The sequence below is a fragment of the Providencia sp. PROV_01 genome (assembly GCF_053098325.1).
In genome coordinates this window covers 2,039,685-2,065,267 of the sequence record NZ_JBRFKD010000002.1, presented here as the reverse complement: position 1 = coordinate 2,065,267, position 25,583 = coordinate 2,039,685, and the positions used below count along the sequence as shown (strand labels likewise).

General features: G+C 42.9%; 19 protein-coding genes and 1 tRNA gene. 12 read left to right on the top strand and 8 right to left on the bottom strand.

Annotated features, from left to right (window positions below):
- Positions 1–11 precede the first annotated feature (11 nt).
- The 3 genes from hutU to hutI all read right to left on the bottom strand — a co-directional run bounded on the left by hutU (position 12) and on the right by hutI (position 4,254).
- On the bottom strand, positions 12–1,691 hold the full coding sequence (hutU, locus tag ACU696_RS09910) for a urocanate hydratase (RefSeq protein ID WP_447343068.1): 1,680 nt from the start codon (positions 1,689–1,691) through the stop codon (positions 12–14).
- Positions 1,692–2,013: 322 nt separating this feature from the next.
- Complete coding sequence (gene hutC, locus ACU696_RS09905; protein WP_042851623.1) at positions 2,014–2,751, bottom strand: histidine utilization repressor; 738 nt, start codon at positions 2,749–2,751, stop codon at positions 2,014–2,016.
- Between the two features lie 264 nt (positions 2,752–3,015).
- On the bottom strand, positions 3,016–4,254 hold the full coding sequence (gene hutI / locus ACU696_RS09900; protein WP_117162401.1) for an imidazolonepropionase: 1,239 nt from the start codon (positions 4,252–4,254) through the stop codon (positions 3,016–3,018).
- A 224-nt stretch (positions 4,255–4,478) separates the two neighbouring features.
- Here hutI and smrB point away from each other — a divergent pair, with 224 nt between their 5' ends.
- Complete coding sequence (gene smrB, locus ACU696_RS09895; protein WP_004912393.1) at positions 4,479–5,021, top strand: endonuclease SmrB; 543 nt, start codon at positions 4,479–4,481, stop codon at positions 5,019–5,021.
- Positions 5,022–5,040: 19 nt separating this feature from the next.
- On the opposite strand, the gene sixA is transcribed toward smrB, so the two are convergent.
- From sixA to fadI, 3 genes are all read right to left on the bottom strand, one after another.
- Positions 5,041–5,523 carry a phosphohistidine phosphatase SixA gene (gene sixA / locus ACU696_RS09890; protein WP_109911525.1) on the bottom strand — a complete coding sequence of 161 codons (483 nt, stop codon included), beginning with the start codon at positions 5,521–5,523 and terminating at the stop codon, positions 5,041–5,043.
- Between the two features lie 344 nt (positions 5,524–5,867).
- Positions 5,868–8,090: a fatty acid oxidation complex subunit alpha FadJ gene (gene fadJ / locus ACU696_RS09885; protein WP_209102136.1), complete on the bottom strand. Its 2,223-nt coding sequence runs from the start codon at positions 8,088–8,090 to the stop codon at positions 5,868–5,870.
- Positions 8,090–9,409, bottom strand: a complete 1,320-nt coding sequence (gene fadI, locus ACU696_RS09880) for an acetyl-CoA C-acyltransferase FadI (protein ID WP_164528657.1) — start codon at positions 9,407–9,409, stop codon at positions 8,090–8,092. The genes fadJ and fadI overlap by 1 nt, the downstream gene beginning before the upstream one ends.
- 123 nt (positions 9,410–9,532) lie before the next feature.
- Between fadI and ACU696_RS09875 the strand changes: the two genes are divergently transcribed.
- Positions 9,533–9,685 carry a hypothetical protein gene (locus tag ACU696_RS09875; protein ID WP_162598829.1) on the top strand — a complete coding sequence of 51 codons (153 nt, stop codon included), beginning with the start codon at positions 9,533–9,535 and terminating at the stop codon, positions 9,683–9,685.
- Here ACU696_RS09875 and ACU696_RS09870 read toward each other — a convergent pair.
- Positions 9,682–9,978, bottom strand: a complete 297-nt coding sequence (locus tag ACU696_RS09870; protein ID WP_004912408.1) for a YfcZ/YiiS family protein — start codon at positions 9,976–9,978, stop codon at positions 9,682–9,684. The genes ACU696_RS09875 and ACU696_RS09870 overlap by 4 nt on opposite strands.
- Before the next feature lie 353 nt (positions 9,979–10,331).
- Between ACU696_RS09870 and fadL the strand changes: the two genes are divergently transcribed.
- Positions 10,332–11,651 carry a long-chain fatty acid transporter FadL gene (gene fadL, locus ACU696_RS09865; protein ID WP_164528656.1) on the top strand — a complete coding sequence of 440 codons (1,320 nt, stop codon included), beginning with the start codon at positions 10,332–10,334 and terminating at the stop codon, positions 11,649–11,651.
- 566 nt (positions 11,652–12,217) lie between these two features.
- On the opposite strand, the gene mlaA is transcribed toward fadL, so the two are convergent.
- A complete protein-coding gene (gene mlaA / locus ACU696_RS09860) occupies positions 12,218–12,970 on the bottom strand; it encodes a phospholipid-binding lipoprotein MlaA (RefSeq protein ID WP_004912414.1) in 753 nt (250 codons plus the stop codon).
- A 354-nt stretch (positions 12,971–13,324) separates the two neighbouring features.
- Between mlaA and ACU696_RS09855 the strand changes: the two genes are divergently transcribed.
- The 9 genes from ACU696_RS09855 to ACU696_RS09815 all read left to right on the top strand — a co-directional run bounded on the left by ACU696_RS09855 (position 13,325) and on the right by ACU696_RS09815 (position 25,582).
- A tRNA-Arg gene (locus ACU696_RS09855) sits at positions 13,325–13,399 on the top strand.
- A gap of 651 nt (positions 13,400–14,050) precedes the next feature.
- Positions 14,051–14,548, top strand: coding sequence for a type VI secretion system contractile sheath small subunit (gene tssB, locus ACU696_RS09850; protein WP_110732011.1), 498 nt, complete (start codon positions 14,051–14,053; stop codon positions 14,546–14,548).
- A gap of 19 nt (positions 14,549–14,567) precedes the next feature.
- The gene (gene tssC / locus ACU696_RS09845; RefSeq protein ID WP_109911521.1) at positions 14,568–16,112 is read left to right on the top strand and encodes a type VI secretion system contractile sheath large subunit; all 1,545 of its coding nucleotides are present in this window, start codon (positions 14,568–14,570) and stop codon (positions 16,110–16,112) included.
- Positions 16,113–16,134: 22 nt separating this feature from the next.
- Complete coding sequence (gene tssK / locus ACU696_RS09840) at positions 16,135–17,472, top strand: type VI secretion system baseplate subunit TssK (RefSeq protein WP_196718712.1); 1,338 nt, start codon at positions 16,135–16,137, stop codon at positions 17,470–17,472.
- A complete protein-coding gene (gene tssL / locus ACU696_RS09835) occupies positions 17,469–18,125 on the top strand; it encodes a type VI secretion system protein TssL, short form (RefSeq protein ID WP_164528648.1) in 657 nt (218 codons plus the stop codon). Before tssK ends, tssL begins: the two co-directional genes overlap by 4 nt.
- Positions 18,126–18,127: 2 nt before the next feature.
- Positions 18,128–19,864 carry an OmpA family protein gene (locus ACU696_RS09830; RefSeq protein WP_117162403.1) on the top strand — a complete coding sequence of 579 codons (1,737 nt, stop codon included), beginning with the start codon at positions 18,128–18,130 and terminating at the stop codon, positions 19,862–19,864.
- Positions 19,865–19,866: 2 nt separating this feature from the next.
- On the top strand, positions 19,867–20,358 hold the full coding sequence (locus tag ACU696_RS09825) for an Hcp family type VI secretion system effector (RefSeq protein ID WP_004912469.1): 492 nt from the start codon (positions 19,867–19,869) through the stop codon (positions 20,356–20,358).
- A gap of 167 nt (positions 20,359–20,525) precedes the next feature.
- On the top strand, positions 20,526–23,189 hold the full coding sequence (gene tssH, locus ACU696_RS09820) for a type VI secretion system ATPase TssH (protein WP_209102052.1): 2,664 nt from the start codon (positions 20,526–20,528) through the stop codon (positions 23,187–23,189).
- Complete coding sequence (locus ACU696_RS09815; protein ID WP_164528645.1) at positions 23,186–25,582, top strand: type VI secretion system Vgr family protein; 2,397 nt, start codon at positions 23,186–23,188, stop codon at positions 25,580–25,582. The genes tssH and ACU696_RS09815 overlap by 4 nt, the downstream gene beginning before the upstream one ends.
- Position 25,583: the final 1 nt, after the last annotated feature.

The following is a 25,583-nucleotide window of genomic DNA, read 5'->3' as shown; positions in this document are numbered from 1 at the left end:
AATGGCACTCCTTAACGTGTTTTAATCATCGGTAAATTAAGATTTTTTTCCTGCGCACATGCGATAGCTATGTCATAGCCTGCATCGGCATGGCGCATGACACCAGTTGCAGGGTCATTGTGCAGTACTCGGGCAATGCGCTCTGCTGCTTCATCCGTTCCATCACACACAATTACCACTCCAGAATGCTGAGAGAAGCCCATACCTACGCCACCACCGTGATGTAAAGATACCCACGTCGCCCCACTGGCTGTGTTTAATAACGCATTGAGTAATGGCCAGTCTGAAACTGCATCAGAACCATCTTTCATTGATTCCGTTTCACGATTTGGGCTGGCCACTGAACCTGAATCTAGGTGATCACGGCCGATAACAATCGGCGCTGAAACCTCACCGCTTCTTACCATCTCATTGAATGCCAAACCTAATTTAGCGCGATCCCCAAGGCCAACCCAGCAAATACGCGCTGGCAACCCTTGGAAACTAATACGTTCACGAGCCATATCCAACCAGCGATGCAAGTGCTTATCATCCGGCAGCAGCTCTTTCACTTTCGCATCTGTTTTATAGATATCTTCAGGATCTCCTGATAACGCAACCCAGCGGAATGGACCAACACCGCGACAAAATAGCGGGCGGATATAAGCAGGTACAAAACCGGGGAAATCAAACGCATTTTCTACGCCCATTTCCAGTGCCATTTGGCGGATATTGTTTCCATAATCAAAGGTGGGAATGCCTTGCTGTTTAAATGCCAGCATCGCTTTAACATGTTCAGCCATAGATTTTTTTGCAGCCAATGCAGTGGCTTGCGGGTCTTGAACACTGCGTTCACGGTACTCTTCCCAGCTGATACCAATGGGTAAGTAACCATTCAAAGGGTCATGAGCACTTGTCTGATCGGTCACCATATCCGGTTTCACCCCACGTTTGACAAGCTCAGGAAGAATTTCAGCGGCATTGGCGCATAGTGCAATAGAAATGGCTTTTCCTTCCGATGTGTATTTTTTCAGACGCGCTAACGCATCATCAAGGTCAGTCGCTTGTTCATCCACATAGTGAGTTCTTAAACGGAAATCGATACGGCTTTGTTGGCACTCAATGTTCAATGAGCAGGCCCCCGCCAGTGTGGCAGCAAGAGGTTGGGCTCCCCCCATTCCACCAAGCCCTGCAGTTAAGACCCAACGCCCAGTTAAATCACCGTTAAAGTGCTGGCGAGCGGCTTCCACAAAGGTCTCATACGTCCCTTGAACAATGCCTTGGCTGCCGATATAGATCCAGCTACCTGCGGTCATTTGCCCATACATGGCAAGGCCTTTCGCATCTAATTCATTGAAATGCTCCCAGTTTGCCCAATGTGGTACCAGATTTGAATTGGCGATTAAAACACGTGGCGCATTTTCATGGGTTTTGAAAACACCGACAGGCTTACCTGACTGAACCAGTAGTGTTTCATCGCTCTCGAGCTGCTTCAGGGACTCGACAATTTGGTCATAGCATTGCCAATTACGTGCTGCACGCCCAATACCGCCATATACCACTAATTCATGAGGGTTTTCTGCAACATCTGGGTCAAGGTTATTCATTAACATGCGTAATGGGGCTTCTGTCAGCCAACTTTTGGCATTTAATGTATTCCCTCTCGGTGCCCTAATTTCGATATTTCGATATTTATTATTCAATGCTGTCACTTGTATACCCTCTTTTATCTGTCCATTAGCTACCTTTCTTGTTCCTATAGATATAGTTGTATATACATGTACGATCAATTAATCTTTTAACATAAAGATTAAAAAAATATGATATAAAAATATTTTTAATCAAATAAAACAATGAAATAAATAAATCACCTGATATTTTGCTGTATTTTCTTTATTCTAAATCTGCATGCTAGATCACATTTGATTTACAATAAATTCACACAAAATAGGTAAAGAAGGCATGCACTCGAGATGATAAGCGGAAAATATGCTTTATATCGTTCCGCCCATACTTTGACGTGGTGAAAAAAACTTATGACGTGAAACTGCCTTTCAGCTTATATCGATGACCCGGGAACAATAATTTTGTACTTGTCACCGTAAAGGACTGAGACCAAGTACGTCTTGTAATTAACAAGCAAGATGCACCTGTATTAATTTGCAATAACCTCGCGGAACGTTCATCTGCCTCCACGGCCTCCACAATATGCTCCCCTTGTGTTAAAGGAGCAACTTGAGACAAATAATCATGTGGTGTAATCGATAAAAAATTTTGCTGTAAGTAATCCGGAGCCGCTAACGCATTGACATATCTGTCTTCAATTTGAACAGGAACATCATTCTCTAAATGGACAATAATCGAATGAAACACCATGGTATCTGGGCTGATATTTAACTCATTTGCGAGCGCAGGTGACGCTTGAATTTCTTCGAGCTTAATTATCCTACAGCTGTATTTGTGGTTTCTTGCCAGTATTTCCGCTTCAATACTGTGTATTTCAAATAGTGCAGATTGCCCTTTTGGCTCAGCCACAAAGGTTCCCACACCTTGCAAGCGAACCAATAACCCTTCAGCGGTTAATTCACGTAGTGCCCGGTTAGCCGTCATTCGACTACATTGAAACTGTGTCACGAGCTCAGACTCGGATGGAATACGGTCATTTGCTTGCCATTCTGCGGTGTGGATCTTTTCAATTATTGATTGTTTTACTTGCAAATATAGCGGGAGCGGTGCCCCTTGTTTATCCTTTTTATCGGCTGTCACAGTCATTTCCAATTTAATGATTAAAATCTTAAGTATTAATATGCTATTCGTTGAATAGCATACAACACGACCTTAGTGCTATCGGACATTTTTTATCCTGACAGTCGCGAATAAAAACATCATGCTTAATTATTAAGCATTAACATAATTAAACGATGCAATTTTAATAAAAACAAACAAAAAACAGCAAACTTTTAGGGTCAAAAGCGGCAAACAACCTCATTCACCGCTATTCATTATTGTTATAGTTAAAACAGCGACTCACCCATTTCACCCATTACGATGGGTAATTTTGCCTTCATGTACTCTGATGAACAGTGGGTTACTCCCTTGTTCATAAATCATTTCTACGGGCTCTTGCGCATTCCACACAACAAAATCCGCAATAAAGCCCGCTTTCAATTGTCCATGGCTATTTTCACGGCCTAACGCTTTAGCCGCGTTACGTGTCACCCCAGCCCATATCTCTTCAGGTGTCAGTTTAAATAATACGGCCGCCATATTCATAATAATACGCAATGAGGCAAAAGGACTGGTTCCTGGGTTAAAATCTGTTGAAACCGCCATAGGAACGTCATGTTCCCGTAACAGCTCAATTGGTGGTAGTTTGGTTTCCCGTAAAAAATAAAATGCCCCCGGTAATAAGACGGCTACGGTTCCGCTCGCTTTAAGTGCTTTAATCCCTTCTAGGTCCAAATATTCAATATGGTCAACCGACAAACCTTTGTAGCGGGCAACCAGTTCGCTCCCACCTAAGTTTGATAACTGCTCCACATGCCCTTTTACTGGGATCCCTAATTTCTGAGCCGCTGAAAATAACTTTTCACTTTGAGCGAGGGAAAACCCCACACTTTCACAGAAGACATCTACTGCCTCAAACAAGCCTTTTTCCCATAATTCAGGCATGATTTTTTGGCAAATCAAATCAATATATTCATCAGGTTTATCTTTATATTCAGCGGGGACGGTGTGAGCAGAAAGCAATGTTGAACTGACTGAAATAGGATATTGTGCAGATAACTGCTTTGCGACTAATAATTGTTTCTCTTCATTTTCATAGTCGAGCCCATAGCCTGATTTCATTTCAATACTTGTGACACCTTCTTGAATTAATGCTTCGAGCCTTGGCTTTGCCCGCTCAAATAATTCGTTCTCGCTCATTTTGCGGGTTTCACGTACAGTCGAATTAATTCCGCCACCTTGCGCACTAATAGTTTCATAAGAAACCCCATTCATTCGCTGTTCCCATTCAGAAGCTCGGTCACCGCCAAAAACTAAATGTGTATGGCAATCGATTAATCCAGGGGTTATTAATTTACCTTCAACATCAATAAGTTCGCAGTCATTCAATTCAATATTTTGAGTAGGAACAATTGCAACTATTTTATTATCACGAACAACTAAATCATGGTGATTAATCAGTCCATAAGGAGCTGATAGTACTGGGTCCATAGTGGCAATACGGCCATTACGCCAAACGACATCCCGAGAGTGTGTTTTGAATACCATCGTTTTTCCTATTGTTGTTGAATTCAGTTTTATTCATTGCATTAATAAATCGTATAGATATGTATATACAATTAGACTAGCAAGTCCCCTTTTGTCAATGCTTACCTGTAAAAAGGTTATAAATATGTTACTTCGCACGAACAATCTACGATTATGACCATTCATCAAAAATGAGTTACACTACCAACCAGAAAAATTAATCACAAAAACATATTAGTAAAATTATGAAGAAAAAATTTGGTCTAGAAGATGAAGATATTCGTCTTTTCAAAGAAGCCATTAATGGAGCAAAAAAAATCCGTCAGGACCAAGTCCTGCACGCACCTGTCCGCGCCAAAGTGACACAACCATCTAATAAAAAAGTCATACAGGAACAGGTTGACGCCTCCTTTTATTTTTCAGATGAATTTCAACCTCAACTTGAAAATGAAGGCCCAACGCGTTATTTAAGGCCCGATGCTAACCCTTATGAATTAAAAAAACTTCGCCGCGGTGATTACGCTCCGGAGTTGTTTTTAGATTTACATGGCTTAACACAAATGGAAGCAAAGCAAGAAATTGGCGCGCTCATTGCGGCCTGTAAGCGAGAAAATGTCTATTGCGCCTGCATTATGCACGGCCATGGTAAACATGTTTTAAAGCAGCAAACACCACTTTGGCTTGCCCAACATCCTGATATTATTGCTTTTCACCAAGCACCTAAAGAATGGGGCGGTAATGCAGCCTTATTGCTGCTTATAGAAACTGCTGAGAGCGCTCGCCGCTAAGCGCTCATCTTGTTCTGTATTATTTAGCAAATAGCAATTGAGATGGGCTCAACATCCATTCAAACTGACTTTTTTGATGAGCCACATCAATGTCAACACATGCCACTGTTGATGTCGTGAACATCGGTGGTTCTTTATGTGGGCACAACTCCGACACTAAATAGCCAACCAGTGGCAAATGAGATACAACCAATATCGCATTTGCGCCTAGCACAGCAATATCCCGAATATGGTCAGCCACAAATGCGGCATTCCCTCCTGGCGTTAATTGCCCTAAAACTTCTGACTTTGCTGGCAAATCAAGGTGCTGGCTCACAACTTGCCGAGTTTGTTCTGCTCTTAAATAGGGGCTCACTAACACCGAATCAATTTTAATACCTTGATTCTGTAGCCATTGAGCCATCAATACTGAGTCGTCTTTTCCCTTTTGTGTCAATGGGCGCTCAGCATCGCTAGGCGCGTGTATCGCTGCATCACCGTGACGCATAATATAAACTTGCATAATCCACCATCTGAGTAACCTACCTGATTAAGGAGGTTATTCTTTTGTTGTTAAGCTAATTGTTGTAAAAGTAACCATCAGTTGGGGTGAAATGTGATTCTGCATGAAATGATCAACAAAGAAAATGATTTGAGTAAATTTTTGTGTATGTTTTTTTAGCAGTCCATGTCGCATGTTAAATTTTAGTATTTATTATCAATTAGTTAAATTTAATATAATGATTTATTCTAATCATACGAGCTTTACGTAAAAGAGCCTGATAACCAAAAATATGTTTGGTATCAGGCATTGATTGGTTTTATTAAAAAAGCAACAAACAGCTAATAGGCTAGCTTACCGCGCCATTATTGTTCATTACTTGGTTTTATTACATCAACCCCACCTTCTACATTGGTAGAAAAAAAGGTTCGATTATTCTCTGCCATGTCACATAGCAATTCACAAGGCTGGAATTTATCACCATATTTCACGGCGAGGTTATTCAGAGTTTCCACCGTTTTTGCAATCCCTAGGCTATCCATATACCTAAACGGACCACCAAAGAAGGGCGGGAAACCGATACCAAATACCGCTCCCACATCCCCATCACGAGCATTTCTAATGATGTTTTCATCAAGGCAGCGGGCAGCTTCGTTAAGCATCATCATGACACAGCGCTGTGCAATATCCGCTTTAGTCAGTTTATTGTTGGGAACCATTTCAATTAGTGAATAAATGGTTTTATCAACTTGACGTTTACTGGCTTTTTTCCAAAACCACAACTTATTGGTGTGATGACCATATTCATAAAAACCTTTGCCGTTTTTCTTACCTTTACGGTCATCTTTAACCACTTTGTCGAGGATATCAGGCGCCTTAAAACGCTCACCAAAACGTTCAACTAAAATCGGTAAAATTTTTGTTCCTACATCAATGCCCACTTCATCCAACAAATTAAATGGCCCAACAGGGAAGCCAAATTCAACTAAAGCACGATCAATGTGTTCTATTGATTCACCTTCAACAAGGCATTGCGCTGCTTCACATAAGAATGGCGCTAAAATGCGATTTACATAGAAACCTGCATCATCCCCCACAACAATCGCTGTTTTACCTTGGCGTTTTGCTAAAGCAACCACTGTCGCAATTGTAGTTTCATCTGTTTGTTGATGAGGGATCACTTCAACTAAAGGCATTTTATCGACGGGACTAAAATAGTGTAAGCCAATCACTTTTTCGGGATGAATTGCTTTCTGTGCAATTTGGTGAATAGGTAAAGATGATGTATTAGAAGCAAAAATAACTTGCTGTTTCGACATCTTCTCAACTTCAGCAACCATTTTTTGTTTCAGTGCTAAATCTTCAAATACCGCTTCAATCACGATGTCCGCATTTTCAAGCCCTTGATAATTTAATGTGCCTGATACCTTAGCCATAACAGCTGCACGTTCTCGGGCTAATAACCGCCGCTTGATAACTCGCTGGGTCAGTAGATCCCAGCTATAGCGCAAGGCCTGTGTGACGCCTTTGTCTGAAATATCTTTTATGCGGACGGGTAATTTACCTTGAAAAGCGGTGACATAAGCAATTCCACCGCCCATCAACCCGCCACCAAGCACACCAACTTGATTAATCTTCAATGGCGTTGCTTGTGCCCCTGTGTCATTTTTTAATGCGGTAACCGCAAAAAATAAATTACGTAATGCAGTAGACTCTGGTGTCATCACGAGCTCACCGAAAGCTTTCGCTTCTTCCGCATAGCCTGCTTGCAAACCTTTATTCATACCTGTTTTTACGACATGAATAATTTTTTCTGGGGCTGGATAATGGCCTTTAGTTTTGCTGAGTGTTTTTTGTTTGGCACTCTCAAACACTTTATTACGTAGTAATTTGCTGCTTAATAAACGCTGTTGCCAATGGATAGCTGGACGCTGAACGCCCCCTTTTTTCACCATTTTCACCGCAACGTCGAGTAAAATAGGCTCTGGAACCACATCATCAACCAACCCTATTTTCAGCGCCTGTTTAGCTTTTAGCTGGCGGCCTGTCAGCATTAAATCCAATGCATGCGGAATACCAATCAACCGAGGTAAACGCTGAGTTCCCCCGGAGCCAGGTAATAGCCCCAATTGTACTTCAGGCAAGCCTAATTTCGTTTTATCATCATTGGAGCAAACCCGCGCATGACATGCCAAAGCAAGCTCTAGCCCACCCCCTAAACACGCACCATGTATCGCAGCAATAATAGGCAATGGGTAGTTATCGATTTTATCAAACAGTACATGACCTGCTTTTGACAATTCACTGGCTTGGGACTTATTTTCACAGCCTGCTATCATGCTAATGTCAGCGCCTGCAATAAAATTGTCTTTTTTTCCTGAGGTAATAACTAGCCCTTTCAAACCAGAGGTAGACTGCGCTTGTTGTAAAATCGCCAGAAATTGTTCCGCAAACTCCGCTTTTAGTGTATTTACTTTTTCATTGGGGACATCAATGAAGATAACCCCCACATTCTCGTCATAAATTTCTAAGCTAAAGGCCTGTTGTGTTTTTTCTCTTGTAACTTCTATAGCAGAATTTTGAGCCATTATTCCACCTCTAAAATCATTGCTGCACCTAAACCACCCGCAGCACAAGCTGTTGTTAACCCAAACCCACCACCGCGTCTACGTAACTCATTTAAAGTTTGTGTCACCATTCGTGCGCCTGTAGCCGCAAATGGGTGCCCATAAGCAATAGAACCGCCTAAGACATTAAATTTGTCCATATCCACTTCGCCAATGGCGTGATCCATTCCCAGTTTCTCTTGTGCGAATTTACGGCTACCAAACATGTGTAAATTAGCAAGTGTTTGCGCAGCAAAGGCCTCATGCATGTCAATCAGGGATAGATCTTGCAACGATAACCCTGCACGTTTTAAAGCGAGTGGAGTAGCATAAGAAGGCCCTAATAGCATATCTTCCCATACGTCTATTGCGGAAAACGCATAACTTCGAATATAGCCAAGCGGTGTATAACCCAGTGATTTCGCTCGAGACTCTGTCATCATCAATACCGCAGCGGCGCCATCCGTCAACGGCGTGCTGTTTGCTGCAGTAACGCTACCGTGCTTGCGGTCAAATGCGGGTTTTAATTTCGCATAAGAAGACAAAACTGAGTTTGTACGCACATTGTTATCTTGGGAAAATGCTTGCTTAAAGGGAGGCATATAGGCAGTCATAACTTCATCATTTAAAGCGCCATTTTCCCAAGCTTTTGCCGCTAACATATGCGAACGATGAGCGAGTTCATCTTGCTGGGCTCGGCTGATCTGATAACTTTTCGCCATTTGCTCCGCGGTATCCCCCATGCGTAGCCCCGTAGAGTATTCCGCAACACCCGGTGCGACAGGCGCTAAATCCTTCAAGCGTAATTTCGTTAACAGTGATAATTTTTGCCCAACAGACTTTGCTTTACTTAAAGCTAACAATGTCTCTGCCAATTTTTTTGATACGCCAATAGGAAGCACAGAAGATGAATCCGCCCCGCCAGCAATACCGATAGAAATATCACCTACCATCATGCTTTGTGCAACATTAACAATTGCTTGAAAACTAGTTGCACACGCTCGAGATACACTATAAGCATCCGTCGAAACGCTCATACCTGTTCCGAGAACAATTTCCCTCGCAATATTAGGCGCTTCTGGCATTTGTACCACTTGCCCAAATACCAGTTGCTCAATGAGGTTTTTGTCTAAATCACTACGGGCTAATAACTCAGCAACTACCGCTTTACCTAAATCGACTGCTGGAATTCCTGCATATGCCGTAGATTGCTTTGCAAAAGGCAAGCGTAGACCACTGACAATGGCGATCCTTTCATTTGTTTTATCTGTATTTTCACCATGGTGGAGATGTTGATTCATGGTCGCTCCTGCTAAAGCAAAAATGAAAATTATAGTTAACTCACTCACTAACCGGATAAAGAGGTCTGACCTGTAATGATTGTTAACATAAAATTCACAATTATCAATGGGTATTAATAAAAAATGCGAGCAGGTACGCAACTTAGAGTAAAAATGCAACAAATTGCAGTAAGGGAAAACGAGGGGGATGAAGGAAGCCTTTTATCACTGAGTGTTAATCAGACCACCGTTTTAGCGATAAAAGGCAAATCAGAGCAAATTCAAACGTTTGATTAACGAAGGCCTAACTGAAAAATTAAGCTTTCTGCTTCACAGCTAAAACTAAATTCAGCCGTCAGCTCAACACCACCCTCTACAGGCTTAATAGAATGGGTTATGACACAAGGATCAGACTCAACAGATTTTGCTTTTTCTGTGAGTGTTTTCAGCATGGTTTCAGCTTCACCTTGTGTAGCGAAAACATGCTGATACGACGCAGTACAGTCTTTATTATCCAATACTGTTCCCACATCTACACAGCAGCAGGCTGCGGTTTCATCCGCGCTACAACGGTTAATCGCATCAGTCATTTTACTCTCCAAATAAACAAACTGTTAAGTCGCTATCATAACGCTGAAAAAGTGCTAAAAACTAGTGTGTATCAAAATATATCGCTAATAATTAAACATAAGTTTGATCTTACCCCGTATTCGCATACTTATTGTTCTCAATTTATCCGCTCATGTTGCCATTTTGTTAAATATGTCGCATTTTTGAAAACAATATCACAATAATAGCAAAACAAGCTTGCAACATATCAGGTGGTCAGACCTATACTCTAGTAACTGGTCTGATTTGTCATAACGGCAAGGGACCCTACAATTCTGCGCTTCTTGCGATAGAAGTCGCTTTATTCAAAATAAAACATAAGAGGGTTTTGGTCATGAGCCAGAAAAACCTGTTCTCTAGATCAGCTTTAGCAATAGCAGTGGCAATTGTATCATCCAACGCAGGCGCGGCTGGTTTTTTGCTTAATGAATATTCTACATCCGCACTGGGACGCGCGTTTTCGGGAGCTGGTGCGATGGGCGACAACGCAAGTGAGGGAAGTCGAAACCCTGCAGCCATGATGTTGTTTGATCGCCCTTCTCTTTCTATTGGTGCCGTTTATATTGACCCAAGTGTTGATATTAAAGGCAAAGGCGGTTCACTTCTCGGTAGCAATACCACCGCAAATGACATTGCGCCAAGTGCTGTTGTACCCAATGCACACTTTATATTCCCAGTTAATGACAAATGGGCAGTCGGTACGTCAATGACCACCAACTTTGGTTTAGCCACTGATTTTAATAAAAATTATGCAGCAGGCCCTATAGGCGGTAAGACAGACTTAAAAACAGTTAATCTAAACTTAAGTGGAGCATACCGTGTAAATAATAATTTTAGTTTTGGCTTGGGCGTGAATGCCGTGTATGCCGATGCTGAAATTACCCGTCATGCGGGAGATCTAGGTACTTTAGCGCCTAAATTAGGTTTACCTCAATTCCCAGCTAGCACTACCATGGCCAAATTAACAGGCGATGACTGGGGTTATGGTTGGAATGCGGGTATTTTATATGAAATCAATGATGATAACCGTTTAAGCCTAAGTTACCGTTCAAAAGTTAAAGTTAAGTTTGAAGATGGCAAATATTCCAATGACATACCAAAAGCAATAACTCAATTAAATGGTACAGGTGGTGAAAAAATCAAAGGTAAGTTAGACCTTAATTTACCTGATATCTGGGAATTCTCTGGCTACCATAAAGTTGCACCTAAGTGGGCTCTACACTACAGCGTTGCCTATACTGGCTGGAGTGAATTTAAAGAATTAACCGCCTACAGAAAAAGTGACGGTGAGCAGTTATTCCATAAACCTGAACACTTTAAAGATGCATGGCGTTTAGCACTGGGTACCACTTATTTCTATGATGAAAACTGGACATTCCGTACAGGTATTGCCTACGACCAAACACCTGTACGCTCTGATTACCGTTCAATTTCTATACCTGACCAAGATCGTTACTGGTTAAGTGCTGGTACCACTTATGCATTCAATGAAAATGCTTCTGTTGATGTCGGTATCTCCTACATGCACGGTAAGAAAGTTGATATCAAGGAACGGTTAAGTGAAGATGTTCCTGAAAGTGTTCTTCCTGCATATCATTTCAAATCTGAAGGTTCTGCTTGGTTATATGGTGTGAACTTCAACTATACATTCTAATTAATTGAATTTTCAGTATCAGGGAGTTCCCTCCCTGATACTATTTTCAACTTCAACTATCTCATCCCACTAATTTTCAAAACTTAACATAAATTTTCTTGACCCTAACCCACATCATATGTAAATTAAATGTTAAGCATATAATTCACTTTACCATTTCTTTATAAAATAGATACAACCTCATTTTTGAGATAATTTGCTTTATATTTCATTAGATTATCATTCATTCTCTGAATGTTCTTATTTGCAACTACAACCCAATAGCATAATTTATACTGATGACACCCACTAATATATGGCTTTTCATCAAACTGTATTAATCACGCTATATTCTATTATTGGCTACGGCCGTGAAGGCATGTAAAAGAGGCAACAATGACGAAAACTTAGGAGGTTTTATGGGAACACTATTTACTGTAGGTTTTATTGGTGTATTAGGGGTAATCGCCCTTATTGACACTATCTCCCAACGAGGAAAAAGAGACAATGATTAGCTTTCTATTTATCACTCTCTAGTATTGTTCTAATACAAGAGAGTGATAAACCTTCCAAAACAATTCAATTTACTAATCTATCGAATCAAGCTGGTCTTCAATCGCTGCTGCATTTGGGTTTTCTGTTGCTTTTAACGCACCACCACTTGATAAGAAGTCATTACGTTGGAAATAGGCTTCTCGCATCATTAAGTACGGATCTGAAGAGTTTTTCAGCAATCCATCTGAATCTAACAACCTTGCACGAGTTTCAATTCCTTCCAGTGCCCACTTACCTGCTGACATCCAGAATGTGAGATAGCTTAACATTGGATATAAATCATCAACTAAATCACCACCTTGTTCCCTTGGTGTTGCACTACCATATCCCGGTAGCACCACATAGGGACCATAGCCCACATCGTAATAACCCAAGGTATTACCAAAGCGTTTGGGTTCTTCTTTAACTAGCTGAGGATTGGCCATTGATGCAACATCAATCAAGCCTCCCATACCAAAGACGGTATTAAGGAAAAAGCGGTTAAAATGTTTGAAACCTTGAGTCACTTCACCACGCAAAAAACTATTTAACATACTTGCAGGTTCTTCAAGGTTAACGAAAAAATTGGTTAATCCATTTCGGGCAGGCATCGGGACATAATCATTCCAAGCAACCGCTACAGGCCTCAAGACATAAGGGTCAAGGACGTTATAGTTGAAATTAAACATTGCTCGGTTGAACCCCTCTAAAGGGTCTGAACGCTCATGTGTTTCTGGGTCAATGCTACTAGCACAACCTGCAATCAGCACCCCTGCCAGAAAAACACCCGTCATGCGAAACTTCATAACATTTCTCCATTCCCTGCACCGTCCTACTACGGTACTTTCCACTGTAATAAATATTTTGCTTATAGTAAGGCTAAAAAAAGAATTATGTTAATCCTTTTGAGTTATTTGATTATCTTAAAGACTAATTATAAGCCATTTAATCATATTCTTATTATAAGAAAATTGAACAATTAGTACAAAACAGAAATACTCCCTCACTCAATTTTAAAAATGACACCCCCCCTACTTTCGAATAAAAAACAGTCAAAAAAACATTTATGGCAGATAAATTCGATTATTTGCCCGTAACAACTTGATTCAATTAGGTCTGAACAGTAAAATGCCCTCGCTGTCGTAATTTTGACACCAAAAGTCCCCTTAGTTAAATGGATATAACGAGCCCCTCCTAAGGGCTAGTTGCAGGTTCGATTCCTGCAGGGGACACCATGCCGAAGTCTACCTGGCTCAATAAAAATCCTTTCTAATCAATTAAATCTCTTTATATCCTTCTTTTAAAGCTTTCCGCAAGCTTGATGTATTTACCTTTTCATCCTCACACCAAAATAGCTTTTTAGATTGATGACAACCCAATTTTTGCGTTTGTATTCAAATGGCCGTGGCTGTTTTGCAATATCCCTTTTTTACTGCGGTCGTAATAATGCCCGATGTCACACATTTCTTTCAAAGACCATTAAAAACGATGATTTTTCATAGGGTTCATCAATTCCTTTTCATAAAGTAATTTCCTATTTCAAAATCAGGGTCCCTACACAATAAACGAGTAAATATTCTTATGAATCACCCTGTAACAACTTGAAATAAAGTGTTACAAAAAGGTTTGGTTGACACAGAAAAATCATAACAATAAGAAAATAAAGTCATTAGATGTTGATATTATTGGTTTTTTAAATTACAAAACTAAGATAACTCAAAAAAATACATTAATTTGCACTCACACTTATTGATAAGAAAAGTTGATTTATTCATTTGGTGAAGATATAAATAAAATAACTACATAAGTTAAATATATCAAATTCAATTGTAACCATTTAACAATAACCAAGAAATATACCTGTTAAAATTCAAGGAAATTCACTCATGTCAGATAGCTTTCAAAATGAAGTCCCTAAAGCGCGGGTTAATATTAAATTAGATCTGCACACGGGGGGGGCTCAGAAAAAAGTCGAGTTACCCCTGAAGCTGTTAGCGGTTGGTGATTATAGTCATGGGCAAGATGATCGTGCGCTATCTGAACGTGAAAAAGTAAATATCAATAAAAATAACTTTGACAGCGTCCTCAATGAATTCTCACCGTCAGTCAATCTAACGGTTAAAAACACCTTAGCAGGGGATGGAAGTGAAGAAAGTATCGCATTAACGTTTAAAAACATGGCGGACTTTGAACCCGAGCAAGTGGCTCGTCAAATCCCACAACTGCGCGCAATGTTAGCCATGCGTAATCTGTTACGCGACCTAAAATCTAATCTCCTCGATAACGCCACATTTCGCCGTGAATTGGAAAATATCCTTAAGGATCCAACACTCAGTGATGAACTGCGCGAAGAGCTAGCCCAACTTGCACCGAAGAAAGATTAATTTGGATTACTAAAGGATTATGCTGATGTCTGTAAAAACTGAATCAACCCAAGGTGCAACGACTGTACTTGATGATGCATCTAATCATGGTGTTTATGCTTCTTTATTTGAAAAAATTAATTTAACCCCTGTTGCTACAATCAGTGATATTAATGAATTCCAAGATAATGCTGCACTAGCGGATGCAACTGCGGATGAACGGGTCACGGTTGCTGTTCAAGTCTTTTTAGACCGTTTAAAATCATCCGGTCAAAAAGTGGAACGTTTAGACCGCAACTTACTTGATCATCATATTGCTGAACTTGATAAGCAAATTAGTCAACAACTTGACGAAGTGATGCACCATCAAGACTTCCAAAAAGTTGAATCTACTTGGCGTGGTTTAAAATTCCTCGTTGATCGCACTGACTTTCGTCAAAACGTCAAAATTGAGCTACTGGATATCGCCAAAGATGACCTACGCCAAGATTTCGAAGATAGCCCGGAAATTATCCAAAGTGGCCTTTACCACCATACCTACATTGCGGAATATGACACTCCAGGTGGTGAGCCTATTGCAGCGATGATTTCTAACTATGAATTTGATCGCAGCCCTCAAGATATCGCCTTATTACGTAGTATCTCTAAAGTCTCCGCATCTGCCCATATGCCATTTATTGGCTCTGTTGGGCCAAAATTCTTTGGCAAAGAAACCATGGAAGAAGTGGCTGCAATCAAAGATATTGGTAACTACTTTGACCGTGCTGAATACATCAAATGGAAAGCCTTCCGTGACTCGGATGATGCCCGTTATATTGGTTTAACCATGCCGCGTGTATTGGGTCGCCTACCTTATGGTCCAGATACTGTACCTGTTCGTAGCTTCAATTACGTCGAAGAAGTAAAAGGGCCAGATCACGAGAAATATTTGTGGACGAATGCCACATTTGCCTTTGCTGCTAATATGGTAAAAAGCTTTATCAATAATGGCTGGTGTGTGCAAATTCGTGGCCCGCAAGCAGGTGGCGCAGTGAAAGATTTACCTATTCATTTATTTGATTTAGGAACAGGTAGTCAGGTCAAAATCCCATCTGAGGTGATGATCCCAGAAACCCGCGAGTTTGAGTTTGCGAATCTTGGTTTTATCCCGCTGTCTTACTACAAAAACCGTGATTATTCCTGTTTCTTTTCTGCCAACTCAGCCCAGAAACCAGCACTGTATGACACCGCCGATGCGACAGCAAACAGCCGAATCAACGCCCGCTTACCGTACATTTTCTTACTGTCTCGTATCGCCCATTACTTGAAGCTTATTCAACGCGAAAACATTGGTACCACCAAAGATAGACGCCTCCTTGAATTAGAACTCAACAACTGGGTGCGTGGTTTAGTGACTGAAATGACCGATCCGGGGGATGATTTACAAGCCTCTCACCCTTTACGCGATGCAAAAGTGGTTGTCGAAGATATTGAAGATAACCCTGGCTTCTTCCGCGTGAAACTGTATGCCGTCCCACACTTCCAAGTCGAAGGTATGGATGTTGATTTATCGTTAGTTTCACAAATGCCTAAAGCCAAAGCCTAACGGTTCATAAAGGTCATTCAGGATGAAAATCTACCGTCCCCTATGGACAGACGGGGCCTTTTTGGCCCCTCAACAATTTCAACAACAAGCCCGTTGGGACAGCCATGTCGCTGAAGTCGTTGCTCAAATGGGCATTGCCTCAACGTGGGGGGTGATTAGCGCGGAATTTGATGCCAGTGCTTTAACCTTATCTCGCGTTAGCGCACAAAAAATGGTTGTGCGTTTCCATGATGGCACACTTATTGATACCACTCTAGCTGATGCGCTTCCTCCGGTGTTATCCCTTGCAGACTACGCAGACCGCCAGTCGTTAGACATCGTTTTAGCATTACCTTTAATGCTAGCAAATGGTGGCAACTTAGCCTCTGAAGCGGGTACCGATCGCCCTCGTCGATTTAGTCAAGAGTGGGTTAAAGTTCAAGATCTGCTCGGACATGAGGAAACGGATATTGCAGTATTGCGTCATGTGGCAACGCTACGTTTTGCCCATGATGAGAATGAAGCCTATATGACCTGTCCGGTTGCACGGCTTATCCGCAACGCTCAAGGGATGTGGGAATTCGACAACCGTTTTATTCCCCCCTTGCTTGCTTGTCAGGGTAGCCTTGAATTACGTTCATTACTCTCGGAGTTTATGCATAGATTAGTAGCTAAACGCCGCCGTTTAATGGCGCTACGTCGCGAAAGTAATGAAAAAATGGCCGACTTTGTGGTTGCTGATGTCTCATTATTTTGGCTATTGAATTCACTAAACAGCGCTGAACCCGTACTCAATGAACTCGGGTCTGCATTACATCGTCATCCTGAATTACTCTACCGAGAACTTGCTCGTTTAGCAGGGAGCTTATTAACCTTCTCTTTAGAACATAAATTGGAAGATATACCACTATACAAACATGAGCAGCCTGAGCAGGTTTTTCCACCGCTTTTTTCTTTATTAAATACGCTACTTGAAGCCAGCTTACCTTCGCGTGTTATCAGTATTGAATTATTAAAAGAAGGTCCATTCTGGAAAGGTCAACTCCATGACGGTCGATTACGTGAAGAAGCCGATTTTTACTTATCGGTTCGCTCATCATTACCGGCTCACTTATTAATCGCTCAATTTCCACTCCTTTGCAAAGCGGGTAGTAGTGATGATGTGGCTGACGTCGTTAATGTGGCACTCAATGGTATTCCATTGAAACCGCTCAGTCATGTCCCAACGGCGGTTCCTCTTCGCTTAGAAAATCAATATTTTGCGCTAGATATTGAAACACCTGCGGGTCAAGCCATGCTCTCTTCTGGGCAGTGTGCGTTCTATGTTCCAAGCACGTTAGGTGACATTCAATTAGAGCTGTTTGCGGTACTTCGCTCATGAACAATACAACATCGCACCATACTATCGACATGATCTTCGCTCAAACTTGGCTGATGGTTTGCCAATTACATCAAGGCACTGCCATCACTCAAGGGGATAGTTTTTATCGTCGTGTTTGCCAACTCATTGATGAAACACGCCAAAAATTACTCGAACATGGCTACCCTGAATCCGCCATTGAACATATGCAATATGCCCAATGTGCGCTAATTGATGAAAGCGTGATGAATCGCCAGCACCAAGATGATGGGTACAACACTTGGATCCAATCTCCTTTGCAGGCCCGCTACTTCAATACATTAGAAGCGGGAGACAAACTTTGGGATCGCCTACGCAGCATTTTAAACGAAACCGCCCCGAATCCTGACGTTTTGCTCTGTTTTCATCGTGTGCTTACCCTCGGGTTTGTCGGTAAGTTTCGTCAAAAAGAAGCGCCAGAACGTGAGCGGATCGTCGCTCAACTCAATGTTCAACTTCCGGACTATCTGGTCACTTCAGAATTACCTCTCGTCGTAAAACCTAAATTACGGTTTAGCCGTCGCAGACTTTACTGGTTTGGTTGGATAGGCGGCATTCTCATACTCGTCGCCATGTGGTGGGGGTTCAGTGCTTCGCTAGAACATTTACTACAACAGTGGATGACACAAGGATAGGCATGCAAAATCCAATCAAACCGTGTCTGACGCTTTTTGCTACGGGACTTTTCTTGTGGCTACTTTGGGGGTTTTGGTCTCTAGGGCAAAGTGTCTCCATTTTTGTTTCCGTCTTCGTCTTAGTACTGACGGGTGGAATGTTGTTTTGGCAATATAAACAACGACGCCAAGTATTATCCACTGAACATGATTATACAGGTGCATTTCCGGCTGATAATTATCAGGGGCCTGTCATTTTAGTTTGTGGTCAATCTCAAGCGCTATTTCTGGATGCCCAATTACACAGAGAAACAAATCAAGGTTGGTATATTCGTGTATCCGCGCCCACTGAGCTCGTTAAATTGATTGCCGCATTGGTGGAATATGCCCCATCGCTATCTGGGCACTTATCCTTACTATACGTTGTATTACCCGAGCAACTGACCCAACAAGAAACTCTAACACAAGCGCTACTCAATTGGCGTCGAGCTATTGGGGAAGGTCGTCAAAAAATCGGTGCTAAATTGCCATTTTGGGTAACGGTATACCTTTCTAAACCTCATTACGCTGATACCGCTATGCATGTTGATGATGAACATACCCCTTGGATGACGTTACTCAGCCACCAAACTGAATTTCAGGTGGAGCAAGAAGGTACAATGTCAGTCCCTTACTCTGTGTGGCTACCCACGCATATCGGTCAGTCAGAACAAAGCCTGCAATTTTCTCTATGGCTAGATACCTTACAAAGCTGGCTAAACCAAGTTTTAGTTCCTCAATTCATACTACCTCAAGCTGGAGCACCGAAACAAATCCCTTCAGCATGGGCTATTCAGTGGATTGATATCACTAGCCAACCAAACAATTTATGGCAGCAATTTATTCAAGAAAAAACCATGCTGCCTCTATATTCATCAATTCAAACTACTGATTTGCTACCTTTGCCCGATGTCATGTTGCGTCGCTTACACCATGATATTAGCTTAAGCCGTACAGAAAGAACCCTCGGCGCTATCGGAATTATTTTTGGTGTTTTTTTAATAGGCACATTAATCGGAAGTTACTACCATAATCAGCAACTCATTCGTCATATTGGTGAAGATATTGCGCGTTTTTCGCAACTATCAGATACACCACTTGCACCAAAACAGACTGCTTACCAGCAACTGCAAGATGATGCAGCTCAATTAGCGCGCTGGGAACGCGAAGGAGTCCCAACCTCTCATTCTTTAGCGTTATATCAGGGAGCGAGAATATTACCCTACTTGCACACACTATTAAGTGGTTGGGCGCCCCCACCGCCTCCTGCGCCTATCATTGTTCAAAATGCCCCCGAAATAGTCAGCCTTGACAGCTTATCGCTATTCGATGTGGGACAATCGTCGCTAAAAGCAGGTGCCACCAAGGTTTTGGTCGACGCCTTACTCAATATTAAAGCGAAACCCGGTTGGTTGATTGTCGTCTCAGGCTATACCGATAACACCGGAAACCCAGCACTCAACCAAACACTATCCCTGAAACGCGCCGAATCGGTCAGAGATTGGATGATAAAGACCAGTGATATCAGTCCAGCCTGTTTTGCCGTTCGAGGAGATGGCCAGAATAACCCTGTTGCCGATAATCAAACCGCTGAAGGCCGAGCGAAGAATCGGCGCGTTGAAATACGACTCATCCCTCAGGCAGATGCTTGCCAAGAGACAGATAATCAAACCGTGTCACCGATGGACGATGACACACATTCGACCCGAAAGGAGAAGTAACAATGGCTATTCCTGTTTATTTATGGCTAAAAGATGACGGCGGCGCAGATATCAAGGGCTCTGTTAATGTACAAGACCGTGAAGGCAGTATTGAAGTGGTCGCACAAGACCATAACCTGTACATCCCAACCGATAACAATACCGGTAAGTTAACGGGTACACGTATTCATACCCCGTTTATTTTCGTGAAAGAAATTGATGCATCAAGCCCTTATTTGTACAAAGCGGTAACGACTGGCCAAACCTTGAAAGAAGCCGAATTCAAATGGTACCGCATTGATGATGCAGGACAAGAAGTCGAATATTTCAATACCAAGCTCGAAAACGTCAAAGTGGTCAAAGTCGCGCCAAAAATGCACGACATTAAAGACCCTAATAAAGAGAAGCACAACCATCTCGAAGAGATTGAGCTGCGCTATGAAAAAATCACTTGGACATACAAAGACGGCAACATCATTCATTCCGACTCGTGGAATGAGCGTGCTACCGCTTAATTAAGACAAGCAGGCGTTTCGGCGTCTGCTTTTTTGTACGTATTCGTACGCCGATGACACACAACACACAATTTATCTTGATACCTAATGAACCTCGGTTAACGGTTAGGGGCGGTAGCGTTCCTTGCTGTCTCTAACCATTTTCCCCCCAATACAAGAGAGAGAATATGGACAATTCATCCGTGATGCTATTACGTCGCCTAAACCCTTACTGTGCCAGCGCATTAGAAGCGGCAGCTTCACTCTGCCAGACACGAGCGCATGCGGAAATTACCATTGAACATTGGTTGCTCAAATTATTGGAAATAGGGGAAAGCGATATCACGGTGTTAGCTCGCCGCTATGAATGGGATATGTCCACACTTTGGCAAAGCTTATTGACTAAAATCGATAGCTTACCACGCTCTATCCATAGCCGCCCCTCCCTCTCAAAATCACTCCTAAACTTAATTCAAAACGCTTGGGTGATAGCCTCATTGGATGAAGATATCGAGCACATTCGCAGCGTCCATATTCTTGCGGCGATTGTGAAGCAACCCTCTTTAGTTCCGAACGACGCCCTTTGGCCATTAATGACCTTAAGCATCACACAATTACAACGCTTAAGACCGATGCTTGATGCGCAATCCGATGAGCGCCCTGAAGTGCAGCAACTTGCGGTACATAATCAATCTTTACCGGCAGAAGCGCCACTTGAAACGCAATCAACAAACGAAACTCCAGCACCGAATGTCATCGGTAACACACTGAACGATGCCTTACTGGCAGTGCTGAATAAATTTACGGTGGATGTCACCGATAAAGCGCGCGAAGGCGCGATTGACCCTGTCTTTGGACGTGATGACGAAATACGTCAAATGGTGGATATTCTCTCTCGCCGTCGCAAAAACAACCCCATTCTCGTGGGCGAACCGGGGGTGGGTAAAACCGCCTTGGTAGAAGGTTTAGCTCTACGCATCGTTGAAGGCAACGTTCCTGTCAGCCTGCAAACCACATCATTGCGCACATTAGATTTAGGGCTACTGCAAGCGGGAGCTGGCGTAAAAGGCGAATTTGAACAGCGCTTAAAAAACGTGATTGAAGCCGTACAACAATCCCCAACACCAATTTTACTATTTATCGATGAAGCCCATACCATTATTGGCGCAGGCAACCAAGCCGGTGGCGCAGATGCCGCTAACTTACTCAAACCCGCCCTTGCCCGTGGTGAATTACGCACGATTGCCGCAACCACTTGGTCTGAATATAAGCAATATTTCGAGCGTGACGCCGCTTTAGAACGCCGCTTCCAAGTGGTCAAAGTCGATGAACCTGATGATGAAAAAGCCTGTTTAATGCTGCGGGGGCTAAAACCTCGCTATGCAAAATATCACGGTGTTCACATTACCGATGATGCGGTCAAAGCCGCTGTCACCTTATCTCGCCGTTACTTAACAGGTCGCCAACTCCCCGATAAAGCTGTGGATTTACTTGATACCGCCAGCGCTCGTATCCGGATGAGCCTCGATACACTCCCTGAAGAACTGACACGTTTAAAAGCCAAGCGCACTGCATTAGAACTTGAACAGCAAGCGATCCTTGATGATTTGGTGATTGGCAACACCACCAACCAACCCCTCCTGAGCGAATTAGTCACTCAAGATGCGCAAATCGCCATACAGCTGACTGAATTAGAACAGCGTTTTGAGCAAGAAAAAAATCTTATCAGTGAGCTCTTAGTACAGCGCCGTCAATCCCAAGATGTCAGCGATATCCAATCACAGTTAGAACTTATTCAGCAAAATGAACCGCTAATCACTCCGGATGTGGATGTCAGAACGGTGGCCACTGTCATCGCTGATTGGACAGGCGTGCCCTTATCCAGCCTATTAAAAGATGAACAAACCGAGCTACTTGAGTTAGAAGAGTCGCTAGGTAAACGCGTAGTCGGTCAAGAAAGCCCATTATTGGCGCTTGGACAACGACTGCGTGCAGCTCGCACAGGTCTCGCCTCAGAAAATGGTCCGCAAGGGGTATTTTTACTGGTTGGCCCAAGTGGTGTAGGGAAAACCGAAACTGCCTTAGCCTTGGCAGATGTCCTATTTGGTGGCGAAAAATCCTTAATTACCATCAACATGTCTGAGTATCAAGAAGCCCATACCGTCAGCCAATTAAAAGGCTCGCCTCCAGGTTATGTGGGTTACGGTCAAGGCGGGATTTTAACGGAAGCTGTTCGCAAGCGTCCTTATAGCGTCGTATTACTCGATGAAGTGGAAAAAGCCCACCGTGATGTACTTAACCTGTTTTATCAAGTATTTGACCGTGGTTTCATGCGCGATGGCGAAGGCCGTGAAATTGATTTTCGCAATACCGTGATCTTAATGACAGCCAACTTGGGCAGTGACTTGATCATGCAACAACTCGAAGAATTCCCTGAGTCGACCGACGGCGAGTTACAAGAACTGCTGCGCCCAACCTTGCGTGACCACTTCCAACCTGCATTACTTGCCCGCTTCCAAACCCTAATTTATCGCCCATTAGGCCCTGTGGCACTGCGCCAAATTGTTGAAATGAAACTGGGTAGCGTCATTAAGCGTCTCTACACCCACTACAAGCTTGAGGGTATTATCGAAGAAGCGCTGTATGACACCCTCGTGAGCGCCTGTTTATTACCTGACACCGGCGCCCGTAATATAGACAGCCTACTTAACCAACAAATTTTGCCAGTACTTAGCCAACAATTACTCATGCGCCAAGCCAACCACCAGCAAGCACAAAGCCTGACGTTAGGGTATAGCGAAGAAGACGGGATCACCCTGAGTTTCAGTGATATTGAGGATATAAATCCATGAGCCTACTCGATACAGCCAAAAACCTCCTTCAAGGTCAAAACCGCTATCGCCTTGAAGTGCAAGGCTGCTCAGACCTACTGGACGTTGAACATTTTACCGGGCGTGAAGCCGCTAGCGAACCCTATCGCTACCAGATTACGTTTACCTGTTCCGCTCAAGATCTTTCTGCTCAACAATTACTGCGTCGTAATGCTAGCCTGACCTTTTCGGCACCGATGAATAACTTAATGGGACTCGCCACTCAGCCGAGCGTTGCCAAGCGCGTTCATGGCGTGGTGACGGATTTCCGTCGTCTCTCTGGCTCTGCAGATGAAGCCCGCTACCAGTTAGTTATCGAGCCTTTTTTTGCGCTACTGCGCCATCAAATTCGTAGCCACCGTTTCTTTATCAACCAATCTGTGCCGCAAGTAGTTGAACAAATTTTACGCGAACACAATTTCAAAGGCTGGGAATTCGAATTTCATCTCGAAAAAGCCTACCCCAAACGCGAACAAATCAACCAAATTAACGAAAGCGACCGCCAATTTATTGAGCGCTTACTCAGTGAAGTGGGGATTTTTTATCGCTTTGGTTTACAAGATGATACCCAAACCGAGGTGCTCCACTTTACTGACAGCCAACGTGGCTATGTGTATGACAAAACGCTGCCATTAAATAGCCCATCTGGGCTGAGCGATAACCATGTCGACAGTGTTTGGGGATTATCTTTACGTCATCAAGTAGTTGAAAGCACTGTTTTTGCCAAAGACTATAACCACCGACTGGCGGAAGATACGTTAATCTCCGCCGTCGCAGACATGACTCGCGGTGATGGGGAAAAAATCAATTACGGCGATGTTTATCACTATAAAGGCCGCCACCTCACCCGTGGAGATAAAATTCGCCCTGAAACTGAAACCGCTAACTTCTGGGCAAGACTCGATCACGAGCGCTTTTTAGCGAGACAAACCTTGCTACGCGGGCAAAGTAGCGCGGCAGACCTGACGCCATTATTGGTATTAAATATTCAAGATAACCCACTCATTTCGACCTTACCGGCCGTCTTTAAATCACCGATTTTAATTACGCGATTACGCTTTACCGCCAGCCGAGATAAAGCGCTGACCGTCCGTTTCGACGCCGTGCCTTATACGGAATCACTGTGCTGGCGTCCTGCACTCAAACCGCGCCCTGTCATTGCCGGAACATTAATGGCACGCGTCACCAGCGCAAAAGACCACGATATTTATGCCCACCAAAATGAACATGGGTTTTATTGGGTCAAATTCGATGCAGACCGTGATGATAAAACCAAGGGTTATGAAAGTATGCCCGTACGTTTGGCGAAACCCTACGCTGGCGATACGTATGGGATGCATTTCCCGCTAATTCAAGGGACTGAAGTCGCTATCGCCTTCCATGAGGGTGACCCAGACCGCCCTTACATCGCTCATGCACTCCATGACTCCCGCCACCCCGACCACGTGACCGATAAAAATAACACCCGCAATGTGATCCGCACGCCTGCGAATAACAAACTGCGCATGGAGGATAAGCGCGGGCAAGAGCATATTAAGCTCAGCACCGAGTATGGTGGAAAAACCCAGTTAAACTTGGGGCATTTGGTGAACGCCGAGCGCGAACAACGCGGCGACGGTTTTGAGCTACGTACAGATAGCTGGGGTGCAATTCGTGCAGGTAAAGGGTTGTTTATTACCACCGATAAGCAGGATAAAGCTGGTGGTGATGTGTTGGCGATGGAATCAACAATTACACAGTTGAGTAATGCATTAGAACTTGCACAGTCCATTATGAACTTAGCTAGGCATTCAAATGTTGAAACATCTGATCATGAACGGCATACAAGCCAAATAGACAATAATTTTAATCAACTCTCTCAAGCTTCATTAGTAGCATCATCTCCAGATGGAATCGCTTTAAGTTCTATGGGATATATGCAGCAAAGCTCAAGCAATGACTTCGTAATTACATCTTCAGAAAATGCATCAATGACTGCATTTAGGCGACTAACATTAGCCGCTAAAAAAGGAATTTCAATATTTACACATGAATTAGGGGCAAAATTAACAGCTGCTTTTGGAAAAATCGAGATAGAAGCTCAAGATGATGAAATTGCCTTGACCGCTCAAAAAGGGATCAGTATCACCAGTAATGAGGATGAAATAACGCTTACTGCCAACAAAAAGGTCACCGTGCAATGTAATGGCTCATCTATCATATTGGAAAACGGTAAAATAACGTTTGTTACCTCTGGGGACATTGATTTCAAATCTGCTAACGTCAATATGCTATCACCTGAAAACATAGCTATTCCTTTCGAAGGATTTACGCTTTGCGAAGCCAAAACACTCAGTGATACATTTAATAACGAAGCTATAGTTAAAATGGACTAAA

Coding starts and splice junctions, on each gene's coding strand:
- hutC (WP_042851623.1), bottom strand. CDS start 2,751: ATGACTGTGACAGCCGATAAAAAGGATAAACAAGGGGCACCGCTCCCG.
- hutI (WP_117162401.1), bottom strand. CDS start 4,254: ATGGTATTCAAAACACACTCTCGGGATGTCGTTTGGCGTAATGGCCGT.
- smrB (WP_004912393.1), top strand. CDS start 4,479: ATGAAGAAAAAATTTGGTCTAGAAGATGAAGATATTCGTCTTTTCAAA.
- sixA (WP_109911525.1), bottom strand. CDS start 5,523: ATGCAAGTTTATATTATGCGTCACGGTGATGCAGCGATACACGCGCCT.
- fadJ (WP_209102136.1), bottom strand. CDS start 8,090: ATGGCTCAAAATTCTGCTATAGAAGTTACAAGAGAAAAAACACAACAG.
- fadI (WP_164528657.1), bottom strand. CDS start 9,409: ATGAATCAACATCTCCACCATGGTGAAAATACAGATAAAACAAATGAA.
- ACU696_RS09875 (WP_162598829.1), top strand. CDS start 9,533: ATGCGAGCAGGTACGCAACTTAGAGTAAAAATGCAACAAATTGCAGTA.
- ACU696_RS09870 (WP_004912408.1), bottom strand. CDS start 9,978: ATGACTGATGCGATTAACCGTTGTAGCGCGGATGAAACCGCAGCCTGC.
- fadL (WP_164528656.1), top strand. CDS start 10,332: ATGAGCCAGAAAAACCTGTTCTCTAGATCAGCTTTAGCAATAGCAGTG.
- mlaA (WP_004912414.1), bottom strand. CDS start 12,970: ATGAAGTTTCGCATGACGGGTGTTTTTCTGGCAGGGGTGCTGATTGCA.
- tssB (WP_110732011.1), top strand. CDS start 14,051: ATGTCAGATAGCTTTCAAAATGAAGTCCCTAAAGCGCGGGTTAATATT.
- tssC (WP_109911521.1), top strand. CDS start 14,568: ATGCTGATGTCTGTAAAAACTGAATCAACCCAAGGTGCAACGACTGTA.
- tssK (WP_196718712.1), top strand. CDS start 16,135: ATGAAAATCTACCGTCCCCTATGGACAGACGGGGCCTTTTTGGCCCCT.
- tssL (WP_164528648.1), top strand. CDS start 17,469: ATGAACAATACAACATCGCACCATACTATCGACATGATCTTCGCTCAA.
- ACU696_RS09830 (WP_117162403.1), top strand. CDS start 18,128: ATGCAAAATCCAATCAAACCGTGTCTGACGCTTTTTGCTACGGGACTT.
- ACU696_RS09825 (WP_004912469.1), top strand. CDS start 19,867: ATGGCTATTCCTGTTTATTTATGGCTAAAAGATGACGGCGGCGCAGAT.
- tssH (WP_209102052.1), top strand. CDS start 20,526: ATGGACAATTCATCCGTGATGCTATTACGTCGCCTAAACCCTTACTGT.
- ACU696_RS09815 (WP_164528645.1), top strand. CDS start 23,186: ATGAGCCTACTCGATACAGCCAAAAACCTCCTTCAAGGTCAAAACCGC.